The following is a 17,448-nucleotide window of genomic DNA, read 5'->3' as shown; positions in this document are numbered from 1 at the left end:
TCTCAAACCGCGCGGGATGCTCTGACCGGTCCCGTCAGGGGTACATAACCTGCAGCGCGGTGTCCGCGGCCTTGGTGAACGAAGTCACCGGTGCGCTGTCCCGGCCGCCGACGATCGACATGTGCATCAGCAGCACGGTGCTGCCCTCTCGGCCCACCGCGTACATGTGGGTGGCCGGGTCATAGCCCTTCGGCGGCACCGTGAACACGCCGTAGACGGTCATCCCGCCCGGGGTGTCCGAGGCGTACTTCTCCCAGCTCGCACTGCGCTTGTGGTCGTGGTACGCCTTGATGTCCATGGCGAGCCAGTTGCGGTAGCAATCCTGCAGTTGCGCACCCAGCTTGCTGATCAGGGCACTCGCCGCGGCCTCGCTCGGCATCACGCTGATGTACTCCTGCGCGTTCACCTTGGGCGACGCGGAGTAGGTCCGGTACTTGGTGTGACCGGGATCGAACTTCCCGCCCAGGCAGAACGGGGCCCGGCCGGGCACGCCGGTGATCGCCGCGCCGCCGTGCCAGGAGCCGAACCGCGCGCCCTGCGGCAGCGCGTCGGTGGAGACGAACAATGGGCCGCCCGCCGCGGCGGTGGGTGCATTGTCGGCCTGCGCGGTCGCCGGGCCCGCCAGGACGCAGGCCAGCGAGGCCACCGCCGTCCCGATGCCCAGCGCGATCGTCGTGAATCGATTGTGGATGGTGCCCCGCACCACGCTCACCTCCTGTAACCGGCTTCCCCCGTGTCCGTTCGACGTTGGCGGCACCGGGCTGGTTGCACGGCACGGCGCGACATGTCCCGGCTCGTCCGGGTTTGTCCGGGATGCCCTCACCCGTCCGGCGCAACGGGCTGTCGCGGCGATGGCTACCGTTGCGCCGTGCTCGTGCTCGCCGGTCTGGTCTGCGTGCTCACCGGGTCATTCCTGGCGATCATCGGAATGCTCGGTGCGGTCGGCGCTGGGCTGCAGATGCGCCTGCTGCCCGGCCGCAAGCCGGTCGACATGGACTCCGTCGCCCCGGCCGAGGCCAAGCCGGGCAGCCGGGTGGTGGTCCGCGGCACCGTCGTCGCCGGGCCGGGCGGCGTGCTGCGCGCGCCGCTGTCCGGCACGGCGTGCGTCTGGTACCTGGCCAGCCAGAGCGCGGTCGCCGACGGCGAACGGTCCACGGTCGATCGTTACTCTCCGGCACCGTTCGCGTTGCAGGACGCGGCCGGCCGCCGTGTGCTGGTGGGACCGGTGTGCCCGGCCCTGGAACAGATTGCGCCGTCCTATCGGATGGAGGCGGACGCGCCGCACCCGTGGTTCGACGAGGCGCCCACCACGGTCGGCTCGGTGCAGGTCCTCGAGTTCTCCCTGGCCGGCGGGGAGGACCTGCTGGCGGCCGGCGAGGTGGGCAGCGCGCCGGACGGCACCCCGACGCTCGGCGGCGAGGTGACGTTGTCCGGCGGCGGGGATGCGGCCGCGCTCGGCGACCCGGCGCAGCACACGTTTCAGCGCGACCTGCTGCTGGCCGGCGCCGGGTTGGCGCTGATTGCGCTGGGCTCGCTGTGCCTCAGCGACGCGCCGCACCACCAGAACCACCCACAGTCGCTGACGGACCGTCAGGATGGTTTCAGTGCAGCCGCTGCGCCCATTCCGTCGCCCAATAGGTGAGCACGATGTCCGCGCCCGCGCGACGGATGGACAGCAATGACTCCTCGATGGCCCGGTCGCGGTCGAGCACGCCGGCCGCGGCCGCGGCGGTGATCATCGCGTACTCCCCCGAGACCTGGTACGCGGCCACCGGCAGGTCGACGGCGGCCCGCACCGCGTGCAGCACGTCCAGGTATCCCATCGCGGGTTTGACCATGACGATGTCCGCGCCCTCGGCGACGTCCAGCGCGACCTCGCGCAGCGCCTCCCGGCCGTTGGCCGGGTCCTGCTGGTAGGCCCGCCGATCGCCGAGGAGGCTCGATTCCACCGCGTCCCGGAACGGACCGTAGAACGCCGAGGCGTACTTGGCGGCATAGGCGAGCAGCACGACGTCGGCATACCCGGCAGCGTCCAGCGCCGTCCGCACGTATCCAATCTGACCGTCCATCATTCCCGAGGGCCCCAGGACGTGGGCTCCCGCCGCGGCCTGCGCCAGCGCCATCTCGGCGTAGCGGACCAATGTGGCGTCGTTGTCCACACTGCCGTCCGCGGCGAGCACGCCGCAGTGACCGTGATCCGTGAACTCGTCCAGGCACAGGTCGGTCATCAGCACGGTGGCGTCGCCGACCTCGCAGACCAAGTCGGCAACCGCTCGGTTGAGCACCCCGTTCGGGTCGTCCGCGCCCGAGCCGCGGGCATCCTTGGCGTTGGGGATGCCGAACAGCATCAGCCCACCGACGCCGGCCTCGACCGCCTCCACCGCGGCCTTGCGCAGCGAGTCCGCCGAGTGCTGCACCACGCCGGGCATGGACGCGATCGGGATCGGCTCGCTCGCGCCCTCCCGGAGGAACATCGGCAGCACCAACTGACGGGGCGCCAGCGTGGTTTCCGCGGTCAACCGGCGCAGCGCAGCGCTCCGGCGTAACCGCCGCGGCCGGACCGCCGGGAACTGACCGGTCATGTCAGTCGTCCTTGCCGGCCAAACCGGACAAATCGCCCGGAGCCGTGGCCAGGGAGGATGACGTCAGCAACGACCTCACCGCCGCCGGCGGGCGCTGGAGCGCTTTTCGGACGGGCGCAGCACCGGGTCGCCGGCTTCCGCGGCGGCAGTGCGCCGGGCGGTGCCGAACGCGGCAAGAGCATCGGCCAGGGCCACCGCGGACGGGGTCTCGGCCAGCACGTCAACCCGCAACCCGTGCTCCTCGGCCGCGGCCGCGGTGGCCGGGCCGATGCACGCGATGACGGTGCTGGCGTGCGGCTTGCCCGCGATACCGACCAGGTTGCGCACGGTCGAGGACGAGGTGAACACCACCGCGTCGAAACCGCCGCTCTTGATGGCCTCACGCACCGGCGCGGGCGGCGGAGCGGCGCGCACCGTGCGGTATGCGGTGACGTCGTCCACCTCCCATCCGAGGTCGATGAGCCCGGCCACCAACGTCTCGGTGGCGATGTCCGCGCGCGGCAGGAACACCCGGTTGATCGGGTCGAACACGTCGTCGTAGGGCGGCCAGTCGTTCAGCAGGCCCTGCGCGGACTGCTCACCGCTGGGCACCAGGTCGGCCTTGATGCCCCAGCCGGCCAGGTCCGCGGCGGTCTGCTCGCCGACCGCCGCGACCTTGATGCCGGAGAACGCGCGGGCGTCCAGGCCGTACTCCTCGAACTTCTCCCGCACCGCCTTCACCGCGTTACGCGAGGTGAACGCGATCCATTCGTAGCGACCGGTGACCAGGCCCTTGATGGCGCGCTCCATCTGCTGCGGCGCGCGCGGCGGCTCGACGGAAATCGTCGGCACTTCCTCGGGGACAGCGCCGAACGAGCGCAGCCGGGACACCAGCCCCGCGGACTGCTCCTTGGTGCGCGGCACCAGCACCCGCCACCCGAACAGCGGACGGGTCTCGAACCAGGACAGCGAATCGCGCAGCGCCACCACGTCGCCGATCACGGTCAAACCGCCCGGCTCCAATGGCTCATGCGGCAGCGCCTTGCCGAGGCCGGCCAGCGCGGCGGCCACCGTGCGCTGCTCGGTGGTGGTGCCGGCCCAGGTGGTGAGCGCCGGGGTGGCCGGGTCCAGGCCTGCCTCGATCAACTTGGCGGCGGCACCGGCCACCAGTGCGGTGCTGGTCGTATGGGTCACCACCAGGGTGGCGTCCTTGCTGGCCAGGGCGGCCCAATCCACCTTCGGGTCCTGCGCGTCGACCACCCGCACCTCGCGCACCGTGCGGTTGGTCAGCGGCACCCCGGCGAACGCCGGCACCGCGCTGATCGGCGCGACACCGGGCACCACCTGGAACTCCAGCCCGGCCTTCAGACAGGCCGCGGCCTCCTCGGCCAGCGCGCCGTTCAGGCCGGGGTCGCCGTCCATCAGCCGCACCACCCGACGGCCTCCCTTGGCCGCGGCGGTCAGCACCCTGCCCCGAGCCGACGGAGTCAATGTTGCACCTGCGGCGTCGAAAGCCCCGTCGAGCACCGCCACGTCCGGCGCACACGCGCCGAGGTACTGCTCGCGGGAGTGCTCGGCCAGGACCACGACCTGCGCCTCCCCGAGCAGTTCCACCGCGCGCACGGTGAGCAGGCCAGGATCCCCCGGACCTGCGCCCACGAATGCCACCGAGCCGACCGGAACGGCGGGCTTGGCGGGGGCCGCGGCGGGGCTGGTCTTGGCGGTCGCCTTGCGGGTGGGGCTCATTCGTTGTGCTCCCAACTTCCATCCTGCATCAAATCCGTGGCGCCCTCGCTGAGCATCTCGCCGGCGAGCTTGCGGCCCAGGGCCTCTGCGTCGGCCAACGGTCCGGTGATCGACAGCTTCACGCTTGCTGACCCATCCGGGCTGAGCGCAATCGCGCGGAGATAGAACTCGTCCTCGTACTCCTCGTCGCCGGTGATCGCCTCACCGAGAGCACCGACCGGGGCCGTGCACCCGGCCTCCAGCGCCGCCAGCAGCGCGCGTTCGGCAGCAACCACCGCGCGGGAATCCGGGTCGTTCAGGCCGGCCAGCAGCGCGCACAACTCCGCCGCCGCGGCGTCGGTGTCCGGCGCCCGGCACTCCACGGCCAGTGCGCCCTGGCCCGGTGCGGGCAGCATCAGCAGCGGGTCGAGCACCTCGCTGATCTCGGGCAACCGGCCCAACCGGGCCAGACCCGCCCTGGCCAGCACCACACCGGCCAACGCGCCCTCGGCGACCTTGCGCAGTCGGGTGTCCACATTGCCGCGCACGCCGACGACGTCCAACCCGAAGCCCAGCGCATGCAATTGGGCCACCCGTCGGGGCGAGCCGGTACCGATCCGCTCGCCGGGCCGCAACTCACCGAGCGTGCGGCCATCGGAGGTGACCAGCACGTCGCGCGGATCCTGCCGCGGCGGCACCGCCGCGATCACCAAGCCGGGCGCATCGGCGGTGGGCAGGTCCTTCATCGAGTGCACGGCGAAGTCGATGCGCGCATCGAGCAGCGCTTCCCGCAGCGCGCTGACGAAAACCCCGGTGCCGCCGATGCGGTCCAGCGGCTCGGTGGAGGTGTCGCCGGAGGTGCTGATCTCCACCAGCTCCACCTGACGACCCGTCAATGCGGTGAGGTCCGCGGCCACGGAATTGGCCTGGGCCAGCGCCAACGCACTGGCCCGGGTGCCGAGTCGAAGAGTCACAGCAACTCCGTCTTGCCGAACTCGAGCGGCAACGCCGTTTCTTCGGCGGTCAGGTCCGCCCGGATGACCGCCTCCACCGCGTTACGGTCCAGGTCGAACAGCTCGCGCAGCGCCGTGGCGTAGGCATGACCATCCGGGCCGCCCGCCAGTTCCTTGACCCGCACCGTCGGCCCGTGCAGCAGCTTGTCCACCACCCGGCGCACCGAGCGGGCGATCTCCTCGCGGTGTCGCGGGTCCAGCTCCGGAAGCCGCCCCTCCAACCGCAGCATCTCCGCGGCAACCACGTCGTCGGCCATGGTGCGCAGCGCGACCACGGTCGGGGCCACCTGCGCGGCACGCTGCTCGGTGGCGTGGTTCGCCACCTCGGCGGCCACGATGCGCCGCACCGCTTCCACGTCTGCCGGGGTGCCGGCCGCGGCCTCCACACAGGCCAGCGCGGACAGGTCGATCAGCGTCAGGCCCGGCAGGCCGGCGATCTCCGGGTCGGTGTCCCGCGGCATGGCCAGGTCCAGCACCACCAACGGACGCCCATCGGCCGCCGCGCTCATCGCGGGCAGGCCGAGCACCTGCTCGGTGGCCCCGGTGCAGCAGACCACCACGTCCACCGCGGCCAACGCCGAGGGCAGGTCGTCCATCGCTACAGCGCGCCCACCCATGGCCCGCGCCAGCCGATCGGCGCGCGAGCGGGTGCGGTTGGCCACGATCAGTTCGCCGATGTCCGCCCGGGTCAGCGACGTGGCAGCCAATGCGCTCATCGACCCCGCACCGACCACCAGTGCGCGCCGTCCGGCCAATCCGCCGAGCACCGCGGCAGCCTGCTCGAGGGCGACGCCGACCAGCGAACGCCCGGCCCGGTCGATGCCGGTTCGGTTGCGGGCCTGCTTGCCCACCCGCAACGCGTGTTGGACCAGCTCATTGAGCACCGGCCCGGCCGTGCCCAGCTTCTGGGCGGCGGCCAATGAGGCCCGTACCTGACCGAGGATCTGGCTCTCCCCGACCACCATCGAGTCCAACCCGCAGGCCACCGTGAACAGGTGCTGCACGGCCCGGTCCTCGTAGTGCACGTACAGGTGCGGACGCAGTTGTTCCAGGCCGACGCCGGTGTGCCGGCAGAGCAGTTCGGACAGGTCGGCCAGGCCACCGTGGAACTTGTCCACGTCGGCGTAGAGCTCCATGCGGTTGCAGGTGGACAGCGCGGCGATCTCCACCACGTGCTCCGCCGCCGCCGCGTCGGTGATCAGCTTGGTCAGCGCGTCACCGCTGATGGTCACCCGCTCCAGCAGACTCACCGGACCGGTGCGGTGCGAGAGCCCGACCACGAGCACACTCACGCCAATACCTCCAGCTTGCGCTGCGCGTGGCAGGCCAGGATCTGCAGCTCCAGCGACAGATCGACCTTGCGCAGGTCCACGCCGGACGGGACGGTCAGCAGCACCGGGGCGAAGTTGAGGATGGACATCGCGCCGGCCGCGACCAACCGGTCGCAGACGTCCTGTGCGGCCGCCGCCGGGGTGGCGATCACCCCGATGGAAACCCGCCGGGCGCGTACCACGTCCTCCAGCACGTCCAGCGGTTCCACGGTGACGCCGGCCAGCGTCTCGCCGACCTGCGCGGGGTCGGCGTCGATCAGCGCGACGATGCGGAAACCACGGGAGGAGAAGCCGCCGTAGTTGGCCAGGGCGTGGCCGAGCGACCCGATCCCGACGATGGCCACCGACCAGTCCTGGGTCAGCCCGAGTTCCTTGGAGATCTGGTGCACCAGGTACGCCACGTCGTAGCCGACGCCCCGAATGCCGTAGGAGCCCAGGTAGGACAGGTCCTTGCGCAGCTTCGCTGAGTTCACCCCGGTGGCGGCGGCCAGCGACTCCGAGGAGACCGTTTCCACCCCGCGCTCGGACTGGGCGAGCAGCGCCCGCAGGTACTCCGGGAGGCGCGCGATGGTGGCGTCGGGGAGGCCGGCGCGCCGGGAACCCCGAGAGGGGCGGACGATGCTTACACCATCGTCTTGTCCTGCGACCACGGGGCCTCCGTTTCGCTCGACGCGGACGCCAGGGTAAGCATTTGTGAACACAGGAACAAACTCGGAGACGGCCCTCGTCTCAGTATGTGGACGTCGTGGCTCTTGCCGTCAGCGACGCAGGGCGGCGCGCAACCGGTCCGGGTCGACCCGCCAGAAGTCGTGCTGGACGCCGTCCACCAGGGTCACCGGGATCTGCTCCCACCAGCGCGTGTACAGCTCCTCATCGCTGGTGATGTCGACTTCGGTATAGCCGACGCCGAGTTCGGCGGTCACCGCCTCGATCACCGTGCGCGCCTCCTCGCACAGATGACAGCCGGGCTTGCCGAGCAGGGTCACCCGCGGCGTCGGCGTCATTCGGCATCCCGCAGCCGGCCCCGGGCGATCTTGCCCGCCACGGATCGGGGCAGTTCCGCGACGAACTCCACCTGACGGGGCACCTTGAACCGGCCGAGCCGAGCCGCGCACCACTCCCGAACGGCGTCGATGTCCAGCGCGGCCTCGCCCACCACGAACAGCTTCACCGCTTGCCCGGTTCCCTCATCGGGGACGGCGACCACGGCGGCCTCGCGCACCCCGGGCATGGCCGCGACCACGTCTTCCACCTCACCCGGGTAGACGGTGAAGCCGCTGACCACGATGACGTCCGAGCGGGTGCTGACCATGAACAGGTTGCCGTCCGGGTCCGACCAGCCGACGTCGCCGGTGGCGAACCAACCGTCCGGGCCGGGGCCGTCGTGCCGGTCCGGCCAGTACCCGGAGAACAGGTTCGCGCCCCGGATCCACAGTTCGCCGGGGTCGCCCTCGGCCACCGGCGCGCCGTCGGCGTCCAGCAGGCGAATCTCGATGCCGGGCAGGGGGGCGCCGACCGAGCCGGGGACGGGCCGCATGGACGCGGAGACCACCGGGGCGGCCTCGGTGAGCCCGTAGCCCTGCCAGACGGGTTTGCCGGTGGCCGCGCGGAAGGCCTCCGCGGCCTCCGGCCGCATCGGCGCCGACCCGCTGACCAGGACCCGAACCCCGCGCAGTGCCGCGGCCGCGGCGGGTTCGCCGGCCCAGGCGGCGAACGTCGACGGGGTGCCCGCCACGCTGGTGACCCGCTCGTTTGCGATGAGCGTGAGGGTGGCGGCCGGGTCCGGATCGGTGGCCACCACCACGGCGGCGCCGGCGTGCAGGGCCTGGCCGAGCACAGCGTTGAGGCCGAACACGTGGAACAGCGGCAACGCCAGCAGCACGGTGTCGGCGGCGGTGACCGGGGCCGGGTCCAACGCGGCACATTGGTCGAGGTTGGCCAACAGGGCCCGGTGGGAGAGCATCGCGCGCTTCGGCCGGCCGCCGGTGCCGGCGGTCTGCAGCAGCACGGCGATGGCCTCGCCGCCGGATCCGGGTGGGTCCAGCGGCCCGGGGCGACCCCCGGCGAGCAGCGCGTCCAGCCCGTCCGGGCCGGCCGAGCCGATGACGGCAAGCCGGGCACCACCGGCCGCGGCCCCGGCCCGCGCGGTGGGCTCGGTGCCGGGGTCTGCGATCAACAGCCGGGCGCCGGTCTCGGTCAGCGCGGCGGCGACCTCCGGCCCGGCGGCGGAATGATCCAGCGGGACCGCGACCAACCCGGCGCGCAGGGCGCCCAAGTAGCAGCGGATGAAGCCGACAGCGTCCGTGGTCAGCAGCGCAACCCGGTCGCCGATCCGTAGGTCTGCTGCTCGCAACCCGGCCGCGGCCGCATCAACCACCGCATCGAGTTCCGCCCAGGTCCAGCGGATTCCCCCAGCCAGCAACGCGGGGCGCTGCGACCGTGCCGCTGCGGCGGCGGCGACCAACCCGGCGAGATTCGCGCTGCGCTGGTCCACGCCTCGCGAGTCTGGCACACCCGCACCGCGCCCTCACCCTGACGCATGACATGCGCAGAAGGCGCTTGTCAGGCGTCTGGACGCACGACAAGGCCCGCCTGCGCGTGTCATGCGGCGGGTAGCCCCCCGACGGGCGGTGCCTGCTGTTGGGCGAAGCGCCATCGACAGGCCGGCTCGCGCGACCCACGGCTGTCATCGGGGAGGGTTAGTCTCGTTCGCGTGACAGCTGGGGAGATCGTCACGCCGCAACCGCGCGCGGTCGCATCCGTTGAAACGGTGCCCCGCCCACGGCCCCGCCGCCGGGCGCCGGATCCGACTGCGGCTGCCTTCTTTGACGTTGATAACACGGTGGTGCGCGGGGCATCGATATTTCACCTCGCACGCGGACTCTACGCCCGACATTTCTTTACAAATCGGGACATAGCGCGATTCGCGCTCATGCAACTGAAGTTTGTCGTGGGCGGTGCAGAAGATCTCGATGACATGAATTCCGTACGCGCCCGCGCGCTGAGCTTCATCGAAGGTCACAGCGTGGAAGAACTGCAACGCGTGGGAGAGGAGATCTTCGATGAGTTGATCTCCGGACGAATCTGGCCGGGAACCCGGGCGTTGACCCAGATGCACCTGGATGCGGGGCAGCGGGTGTGGCTGGTCACCGCCTCCCCGATCGAGCTCGCCCGGACCATCGCCGACCGGCTCGGGCTGACCGGCGCGCTGGGCACGGTGGCCGAGATCTCCGAGGGCCGATACACCGGCCGATTGGTCGGAGAACCCTTGCACGGACCCACAAAAGCCGAGGCTGTGGCGGCATTGGCGGCAGCGGAGGGGCTCGACCTGGCGCGGTGTTCGGCGTACAGCGACTCGGCCAACGACATCCCGCTGCTGACCCTGGTCGGGCATCCCTGCGCGGTCAATCCGGACGCCGATCTGCGCGCGCACGCAAAAACTCATGGATGGCGAATCCGGGATTATCGGACCGGACGTAAAGCGGCCAAGATCGGATTGCCGACAGCGGTCGGTGCCGGGGCCCTGGCGGGCGGAATCGCGGCCGCGATCTCGGTACGCCGAGCGCACGCCTGAGGCAGATCACGAACTAATCACAGGTTTGTAATACGGCTGCGCCCGGACTGTGTCGTTCGTCCGCCTTCGGACCGGAGTCCGAAAGGTCAAGCTTCGTTCACACAACCTGGTCGAAATCCGGACCGGCGCCTACCATTGGCCCATTCGGACCGAAACCCCAGTAGCCCGTCCGCCGTAATCCCGCCCGGGGAGCCGATGTCCCGTCCGCCGTCACATGCGCCAGGCCTTTCCGGGCTGCGTGCGGCAGTTTTGTCCGGCTTGCCGGCGCCGTCCCGGACGCCCGCGCCGGCGGCCAACTTGGCCGGACCGCGCGGCCCGCAGACGCTGTTCAGCGTCAGCGCCGGGGCGGCCGCCGCGGCAGCCAAACCCGCCCTTGGCGGCTTTGGGCTGCCGGCGCCCGCGCAGCCGGTCGCCGGCCCCGCCGTCGACCCGTCCACCGGCCGGGTCGGCCAGCTGGTCGAGCGGGCCAAGGTTGGCGACACCGACGCCTTCGCCCAGCTCTACGACCGGTACCTGGACACCATCTACCGATACATCTACTACCGGGTCGGCTCGCGGCAGCTCGCCGAGGACCTGACCAGCGAGACGTTCCTGCGCGCGCTGCGCAGCGTGGGCACGTTCACCTGGCAGGGCCGCGACTTCGGCGCCTGGCTGGTCACCATCGCGCGCAATCTGGTCGCCGACCACTTCAAATCCAGCCGGTTCCGGTTGGAGGTCACCATCGCCGACATGGTGGCCACCGAGGGCGCCGCGGAATCCGCGGAAAGCCCCGAGGGCGTGGTACTGCGCTCGCTGACCAATGCCGCCCTGCTGGCCGCGGTCAAGCGACTGAACCCGCAGCAGCAGGAATGTCTGGTGCTGCGTTTCCTGCAAGGTCTGTCCGTCGCGGAAACCGCGAAGATCATGGGCAAGAACGAGGGTGCCATCAAGACATTGCAGTACCGGGCGGTGCGAACACTTGCCCAGCTACTGCCGGAGGGCATCCGATGACGGAATACCCAATCGTTATATCCACGCGACAGCCGAGCGTGAACCCGCCCGTAACCTCGGCCTCTCGGCGTCGTTGGATTGATCAAGTGAGGTCAACCGTCCCGCCGCAACGGTTGGCCTTCGAGCGGACAAATCTGTCGAGGCGCGTGCCGCCACGACCGGGTAAGGGCGGGGGTGCACTGGATGCCGATGCGACCAGGTGACCGGCAGCGTGCCCGCGAATTCGCGGTCGTGCTGGACAAGGTCGGGGTCAATGACCTGACCATGGCCCCGTGGACCAGGGTCGCCACCGCGCTCAGCGCGGCCGGCGGCGTGGTCGTGGGCCCGCCCGAGGAATTCCGCTTTGCCCTGCGCCAGCGGTTGCTTGCCGTCGGCGCGGTGACGCCGACCATCGTCCCGACCGCCACTCCCGCGCCGTGGCGCCGCCGTCTGGTGGCTGCCGGCGTGGTGGTGGCCGTCGCCACCGGTGGCGCCGCGGCGACCGCGGCGGCCAGCGAGCACGCCCTGCCGGGTGACCGGCTCTACGACGTCAAGCGCGCCATGGAAACCATGCAGCTCGCGCTGGCGAACTCGGATCTGGCCAGGGGCGAGCGCTACCTGTCGATCGCGTCCACCCGGCTGGGCGAGGTGCAGGCGATGCTGCGGGAGAGCGATGGGCAGATCTCTGACCCGGTGCTCATCCAGGAGCTGCGCGACACGATGTCAGCGATGTCCGACGCGTTGGCGGCGGGCAGCGAGCGGTTCTTCGAGGTGTTCAACCGCACCGCGGACGCCGCCGTGATGGCTCCGCTCGAGCGCTTCCTGGCCCAGCGCTCGGTGACACTGGACGAGGTTCGTCCGATGCTGCCTGCCGAGCTGTGGCAGAGCCAGGACACGCTGGTCGTCGAGATGGACACCATCGCGGCCCGGGTGGCCACAGTGACCGGCCACCCGGTGGCGGGCATCTCCGCGCCGTCGTCGGCGTTGAACGCCGACCTCGCGGCGCGGGCCAGCCGCAGCGATCAGCGTGACACGTTGGCCCGCTCGGTCACCAAGGCGGTCCGTGACATCGACAAGGCCGTCGCCGACGCACGGCGTAACGCCGAGGCCGCGGCCAAGCCGCAGCCGAAGTCGGCGCAGCAGGTCGCGGTCGAGCGCAACGTGCACAAGTTGGTGTACGTCGACCTGCTGGGCAATGGTCAGGCTTCGGTGGGCGCCCTGCCCGGTGGCATTGGCCAACACCGCTCGGTGAGTGCCGTGGAACAGCCTCCGCCGTCCGCGGCGATTCGGTTGTTCGGCCTGTTGCCGCTGCCCTTCGACAGCATCGACACCAAGGTGCCCGGCAGCCTCTCGGCCAGCCTGGACTTCAGCGACTCCCGGGCCGGCAGCAAACAAGCCCACATGCACCTGGAGCGCTGACTACCCGTCAGGTGTCAAGCCCGTCAGGTAAAGACGCTGCGTCGCTGCATTAACAACCGGTAGAGCGCCTGCTGGATCGCCTCGCGCACCTGATCGGCCAGGTCGAACACCAGCATGGGATCGTCGGCCGCATTCGCCGGGTATTCGTCGGTGCGGATCGGCTTGCCGAACTCGATGATCCACTTCGAGGGCAACGGGATCAGCCCGAGCGGCCCCAACCACGGGAAAGTCGGGGTGATCGGTAGGTAGGGCAGGCCGACCGCGCGCGCCACCGCGGACAGATTGCCCATCACCGGATAGATCTCCTCGGCGCCGACGATCGCGGTTGGCACGATCGGCGCACCGGCGCGCAGTGCCGCGGTGACGAATCCACCGCGGCCGAACCGCTGCAGCTTGTACCGCTCGGCGAATGGTTTACCCAGACCCTTGTAGCCCTCCGGCCACACCCCGACGATCTCCCCGTCGCGCAGCAGCCGCTCCGCGTCGGGTACGCAGGCCAGCGTGGCACCGCTCTTGCGGGCCAGGGAGCCGAGGAACGGGGTGCCGAACAGCAGGTCGGCACCCAGCGTCCGCAGGTGTCGGTGCGCCGGGTGATGGTCGTGCAGCGCGAGGGAGGTCATGATGCCGTCCAGCGGCAGCGTGCCGGAGTGGTTGGCCACCAACAACGCGCCGCCGACGTCCGGCACGTGCTCCAGCCCGCGGGTCTGCACCCGGAACCAGGACGAGTACAGCGGGCGGAACGGCGCCATCAACACCGCATCGGTGAGCTCGGCATCGAAGCCGAACTCGTCGACCTCGTACTCGCCGACCAAGCGGCGGCGCAGGAACGAGAACGTGCGGGCCGCGGCGCGGTCCAAGCGGCGCAGGCCACCGCCGTCGGTCTCCGCCGGCTCGGCAACCTCGGCGAGGCTCCGGTTGGGCCGGCGACGACCCTGCGGGTCGAGCGGAATCACCCGGGCGTCAGTCATCGCCGAACTCAATCATCAAGGCGCTCCCGGAAACCGGCCGGCACGGCCACCCGCGGCGAGGGCACGTAGCGGGTCACCGCGCGGACCGCGTCGTGGGCGCGGTCGGTGACCGCCCCGACCAGGTCCGGGGTGATCGGCCCGTGGCCCCGCGCGGCGAGGAAGTCGTCGAAGGCCTGCGCGGTGGTCATCCGCGGGATGTAGCCGAACACCTGCCGCAACCGGGTGGTGTCCACTGCGCGGCCGTGGGTCAGGTACTGCACGATCTCCCCGGACAGATGGAAGGCGCCGATGCGCCGGGCCAACCCGCCCAACGTGCTCACCGAAGGCCCGGGCACCGGGAAGGTCGGTCGGCCGGCCCGCCGCGCGGCCTGGGACAGCAACAGCACGCCGTCGCCGGCCACATTGAACACTCCGTGATGGTCAGCGACCACCGCGCGGCGCAGCACCTCCAGGGCGTCCTGTTCGTGCACGAACTGCAGGCGCGCGTCGTGGCCGAGCACGGTGGGAATCACCGGCAGCGTGAACAGCCGAGTGAACGGTGAGTCCACGTCGGAGCCGATGAAGTTGGCGAACCGCAGCACGCACACGCCGACATCGGCCCGCCGTCGGGCGAAGCCGCGCACGTAGGTCTCCACCTCGACCGCGTCCTTGGCGAATCCGGCGCGCGGCGCCACCACCGGCTCCATGGCCTCGGTGAACAGCGCCGGGTCCTTGGCCGAGGCGCCGTACACCGTGGTCGTGGACTTCACGATCAACCGGCGCAGGCTCGGTGCCTTCTGACACGCCGCGAGCAACTGCATGGTGCCGATGACGTTGAGTTCCTTGGCCGACGCGCCGCCGGAACCCGAACCCGTGGAGTTCACGCTCAGGTGCACGACGGTGTCCACCTCCGCGGCCCCGATGACCTTGGCGATGATCGGGTTGCGGATGTCCGCGCGCACGAACTCGGCCCGACCAAGGTCACTGCGCGGCGGGACCACGTCGATCCCGATCACCCGATCGACGCCCGGTTCATCGTTGAGCCGATGAACCAGACGACTACCCACGTGTCGGGAGACCCCGGTGACCAGAACCGTGCGTCCCACCCGTCGACCCCGTCCGCCGCAGTGCTTGTCCGGTGCGGGCGCTACTTCTTGTTGCGGCGCTGCACCCGGGTGCGCTTGAGCAGCTTGCGGTGCTTCTTTTTCGCCATGCGCTTGCGACGCTTCTTGATGACAGAGCCCACGGGGTACCTTCGCTCGCTTCAGTGGCACGCGGCCCAGCGGCGCGCGCAAGGGGGTCAGCCTACCCGTCAGTGTGGCGCGGCTCGCCGGCCGCATCATGCGAACGCCGACCCAACCGCGAGGATTGGATCGGCGTCGGAAGAAGCGCGATCGGCTCAGCCGATGTCGGCCTCGTAATACGACGAACGCAGGTAGGCCTGCACCGCGTTCTCCGGAACCCGGAACGAGCGACCCACGCGGACCGCGGGCAGCTCGCCGTTGTGCACCAACCGATACACGGTCATCTTCGACACCCGCATCTTCGTGGCGACCTCGGCCACGGTGAGGAACGAGACGTCGGCGAGAGGCTGCTCGTTCGCTGCCATGGGCACACCGGACCTTTCGGCCAAAGGCGGCGTGAGTGTGGGCCCACGTCGCGACGGCGCAGAGCGGGATTCTGCGTCAACACCATCAACAGTAGTGGCCTGAGGTACGGATGGGGAAGGGGCCGCATTGTGCCTGATTGAGGTGCCCGGGCCAGGCGCGACACGCGTTGACCGATGTGTTCGGAAATTTGATGACAAAGCGCCCCGCGCCATCGACGTGCTTTACCTGGCAGTGAACAGAATTTTTTTCACAGGCCGCTGGCATGCCGCAGGTACCCAATCAACGGTCCGTACAGGTGTGGTGACACGTTGTCATCCAATGGGACCGCCACGTCAACCTTGCCCTCCTCCTGACCCAGGAACAGGCCGGGATCGTTGGAGTCGGCGAAGCCGATGACGGTCACCCCGGCCTCGCCCGCGGCACCCGCCCAGCCATGGTCGGCCACCACCAGATCCGGCAACGCCTCGCCGGTCTCGATCAACGCGGCCAGCACGCCCTGCATGGGCACCGCGGAGTGGGTGTGGTTGAGCTCGCCGCGGTTGGACACCATGGCCACGTCGCCGATGTAGCGGATCTCCCGCAACACCAGGTCGTCGTTCTTGTACTCCTCGTAGCGCCAACCGGGCACCGGGGTGAGCACGGTGCAGCCGGCCGCGCGCAGCCCGGCGGCCAGCGCCAGGTGCACCGGCAGCAGGCCCGACGGGTGGCCGGTGGCCAGCATGACCCGGGCCCGGTCCCGAGCGGCATCGCCGAGCAGCTTCGCGGCCGCGTCCAGCGCGTCCAGGGTGAGGTCGGGATCGATGGTGTCCGGACCGTGGGTGTGCGCCGGGTCGGGCGAGACGCCGACCAGCCGGGCCATGGCCTCCAGGATCGCCGGCCCGGTCCACCGCCGGTGCAGGACCAACCCGAAGCGCTGGTAGCTGCTGCCGTCGGCCAGCCGGCGGTAGCTACGCAGGTTGGCTTCCCGTGGGGTGGCCACATCCCCGGCGATGCGCGTGGCGACCAACTGCGCGCGCAACGCCTCGCGGTCCAGAACCGTCATCCCGCCGGGTCCAAACCATGCCGGGCGAACACCGCGTCCCGGGTGGCCTGCACGCTGCCATCCAGTTGATCACCGGCAACCGGGCCGGTCCACGCCTGGTAGTTGCCGTCGGCGCCGTCGGTCATCCGGGTTGGCGGGCTCGCGCCCAACCCACGCACGTGTGCCTGCCATGCGGGGGCGGTATCCACCATCGGGTCGATGGGCTCCCCGGTGAGCTCGGCCAGTAGGTGCGTCCAGGCCCGCGGGACGACGTCGACCAGGGCGTACCCGCCGCCGCCGGTGGCCAGCCAGCGACCACCGGCTACCTCGTGGGCCAGCTCGTGCAGCGCGGCATAGGCGCTGCGTTGCCCATCCACGGTCAACGCCAGGTGCGCCAACGGGTCGTCCATGTGGCTGTCGGCGCCGTGTTGGGTGACCAACACGTCGGGTGCGTGCGCCCGCACCAGGGGCGGCACGATCGCGTGGAAGGCACGCAACCAGCCGGCATCACCGGTGCCCGCGGGCAGCGCCACGTTCACCGCGCTGCCCTCCGCGCCCGACCCACCGATCTCGGCCGGGAAGCCGGTGCCGGGGAACAACGTGCGGCCGGACTCGTGCAGGGAGATGGTCAGCACCCGCGGGTCATCCCAGAACAGTTCCTGCACGCCGTCGCCGTGGTGCACATCGACGTCAACGTAAGCGATGCGCTCGGCACCGAGTTCGAGCAGCCGGGCGATGCCCAGCGCGACGTCGTTGAACACGCAGAAGCCGCTGGCGGTGCCGGCCATGGCGTGATGCAGGCCGCCGGCGATGTTCACCGCGTGCGCAACCTCGCCGCGCCACACCGCCTCGGCGGCGGCCACAGTCTGACCGGCGACCAGGGCGGAGGCGTCGTACATGCCGGCGAAGGTGGGGTTGTCCCCGGTGCCCAGGCCGCGGGAGAGGTCCACCGCCCGCGGATCCGCCCCGGCCTTACGCACCGCGGCCAGGTAGTCGGCGGTGTGCAGCATGCCGAGCAACTCGGGGGCGGCGGCGGGGGCGGCGGCCACAGTCACGTTGGAGCGCTCCAGCACCCCGAACTCACGGGCCAGCCGCATGGTCAGGTCGACCCGAATCGGGGCGAGCGGGTGGCCGCGACCGAAGTCATAGCCAATGAGCGCGGGGTCCCACATGACCCGGGTCGGGACGTCGCACTTCATGCCTTGCACGCTACACACGAGTGAGGCGAGCGGAGCCGGAGCACGCTTTTCGCTCTGGCTCCCGAGCCGATCGAGTGTG

At 70.8% G+C, this 17,448-nt stretch carries 18 protein-coding genes; 4 read left to right on the top strand and 14 right to left on the bottom strand.

What is annotated here, in order from left to right; translation table 11 throughout:
• Positions 1–34 precede the first annotated feature (34 nt).
• Positions 35–706, bottom strand: a complete 672-nt coding sequence (locus tag VGJ14_00635; GenBank protein ID HEY2830900.1) for a hypothetical protein — start codon at positions 704–706, stop codon at positions 35–37.
• A 162-nt stretch (positions 707–868) separates the two neighbouring features.
• On the opposite strand from VGJ14_00635, the gene VGJ14_00630 reads away from it, so the two are divergent.
• Positions 869–1,642 (top strand): hypothetical protein, encoded by a 774-nt coding sequence (locus tag VGJ14_00630; protein HEY2830899.1) that lies wholly within the window; start codon positions 869–871, stop codon positions 1,640–1,642.
• Here the strand turns inward: VGJ14_00630 and hemB are convergent.
• From hemB to VGJ14_00595, 7 genes are all read right to left on the bottom strand, one after another.
• Entirely contained in the window at positions 1,602–2,582 is a 981-nt protein-coding gene (gene hemB, locus VGJ14_00625; GenBank protein ID HEY2830898.1) for a porphobilinogen synthase, read from the bottom strand. The genes VGJ14_00630 and hemB overlap by 41 nt on opposite strands.
• Before the next feature lie 75 nt (positions 2,583–2,657).
• Positions 2,658–4,307, bottom strand: coding sequence for a bifunctional uroporphyrinogen-III C-methyltransferase/uroporphyrinogen-III synthase (locus VGJ14_00620; protein HEY2830897.1), 1,650 nt, complete (start codon positions 4,305–4,307; stop codon positions 2,658–2,660).
• Positions 4,304–5,260 carry a hydroxymethylbilane synthase gene (gene hemC / locus VGJ14_00615; protein ID HEY2830896.1) on the bottom strand — a complete coding sequence of 319 codons (957 nt, stop codon included), beginning with the start codon at positions 5,258–5,260 and terminating at the stop codon, positions 4,304–4,306. Before hemC ends, VGJ14_00620 begins: the two co-directional genes overlap by 4 nt.
• Positions 5,257–6,591, bottom strand: coding sequence for a glutamyl-tRNA reductase (locus VGJ14_00610; protein ID HEY2830895.1), 1,335 nt, complete (start codon positions 6,589–6,591; stop codon positions 5,257–5,259). The genes hemC and VGJ14_00610 overlap by 4 nt, the downstream gene beginning before the upstream one ends.
• Positions 6,588–7,280: a redox-sensing transcriptional repressor Rex gene (locus VGJ14_00605; protein HEY2830894.1), complete on the bottom strand. Its 693-nt coding sequence runs from the start codon at positions 7,278–7,280 to the stop codon at positions 6,588–6,590. The genes VGJ14_00610 and VGJ14_00605 overlap by 4 nt, the downstream gene beginning before the upstream one ends.
• 108 nt (positions 7,281–7,388) lie before the next feature.
• On the bottom strand, positions 7,389–7,634 hold the full coding sequence (locus VGJ14_00600) for a glutaredoxin family protein (protein ID HEY2830893.1): 246 nt from the start codon (positions 7,632–7,634) through the stop codon (positions 7,389–7,391).
• Entirely contained in the window at positions 7,631–9,124 is a 1,494-nt protein-coding gene (locus VGJ14_00595; protein HEY2830892.1) for an AMP-binding protein, read from the bottom strand. The genes VGJ14_00600 and VGJ14_00595 overlap by 4 nt, the downstream gene beginning before the upstream one ends.
• A 219-nt stretch (positions 9,125–9,343) precedes the next feature.
• Between VGJ14_00595 and VGJ14_00590 the strand changes: the two genes are divergently transcribed.
• The 3 genes from VGJ14_00590 (at position 9,344) to VGJ14_00580 (ending at position 12,592) form a co-directional block, all read left to right on the top strand.
• Positions 9,344–10,204, top strand: a complete 861-nt coding sequence (locus VGJ14_00590; protein ID HEY2830891.1) for an HAD-IB family hydrolase — start codon at positions 9,344–9,346, stop codon at positions 10,202–10,204.
• A 297-nt stretch (positions 10,205–10,501) separates the two neighbouring features.
• Complete coding sequence (locus VGJ14_00585) at positions 10,502–11,194, top strand: ECF subfamily RNA polymerase sigma factor, BldN family (GenBank protein HEY2830890.1); 693 nt, start codon at positions 10,502–10,504, stop codon at positions 11,192–11,194.
• A 183-nt stretch (positions 11,195–11,377) separates the two neighbouring features.
• Positions 11,378–12,592 carry a DUF5667 domain-containing protein gene (locus VGJ14_00580; protein ID HEY2830889.1) on the top strand — a complete coding sequence of 405 codons (1,215 nt, stop codon included), beginning with the start codon at positions 11,378–11,380 and terminating at the stop codon, positions 12,590–12,592.
• Between the two features lie 23 nt (positions 12,593–12,615).
• On the opposite strand, the gene VGJ14_00575 is transcribed toward VGJ14_00580, so the two are convergent.
• From VGJ14_00575 to VGJ14_00550, 6 genes are all read right to left on the bottom strand, one after another.
• Positions 12,616–13,560, bottom strand: a complete 945-nt coding sequence (locus tag VGJ14_00575; GenBank protein HEY2830888.1) for a lysophospholipid acyltransferase family protein — start codon at positions 13,558–13,560, stop codon at positions 12,616–12,618.
• Positions 13,561–13,568: 8 nt separating this feature from the next.
• Positions 13,569–14,645 (bottom strand): NAD-dependent epimerase/dehydratase family protein, encoded by a 1,077-nt coding sequence (locus tag VGJ14_00570; protein HEY2830887.1) that lies wholly within the window; start codon positions 14,643–14,645, stop codon positions 13,569–13,571.
• A gap of 41 nt (positions 14,646–14,686) precedes the next feature.
• Positions 14,687–14,785, bottom strand: a complete 99-nt coding sequence (locus VGJ14_00565) for an AURKAIP1/COX24 domain-containing protein (GenBank protein ID HEY2830886.1) — start codon at positions 14,783–14,785, stop codon at positions 14,687–14,689.
• A gap of 153 nt (positions 14,786–14,938) precedes the next feature.
• The gene (locus VGJ14_00560; GenBank protein ID HEY2830885.1) at positions 14,939–15,148 is read right to left on the bottom strand and encodes a helix-turn-helix domain-containing protein; all 210 of its coding nucleotides are present in this window, start codon (positions 15,146–15,148) and stop codon (positions 14,939–14,941) included.
• 248 nt (positions 15,149–15,396) lie between these two features.
• Positions 15,397–16,191 (bottom strand): phosphatase, encoded by a 795-nt coding sequence (locus VGJ14_00555; protein HEY2830884.1) that lies wholly within the window; start codon positions 16,189–16,191, stop codon positions 15,397–15,399.
• The gene (locus VGJ14_00550) at positions 16,188–17,369 is read right to left on the bottom strand and encodes an acetoin utilization protein AcuC (GenBank protein ID HEY2830883.1); all 1,182 of its coding nucleotides are present in this window, start codon (positions 17,367–17,369) and stop codon (positions 16,188–16,190) included. Before VGJ14_00550 ends, VGJ14_00555 begins: the two co-directional genes overlap by 4 nt.
• Between the last annotated feature and the right edge of the window lie 79 nt (positions 17,370–17,448).

The organism is Sporichthyaceae bacterium (assembly GCA_036493475.1).
Taxonomy (GTDB): Bacteria; Actinomycetota; Actinomycetes; order Sporichthyales; family Sporichthyaceae; genus DASQPJ01.
The sequence above is the reverse complement of the archived record's forward strand: the minus strand, read 5'-3'. Positions and strand labels throughout refer to the sequence as shown.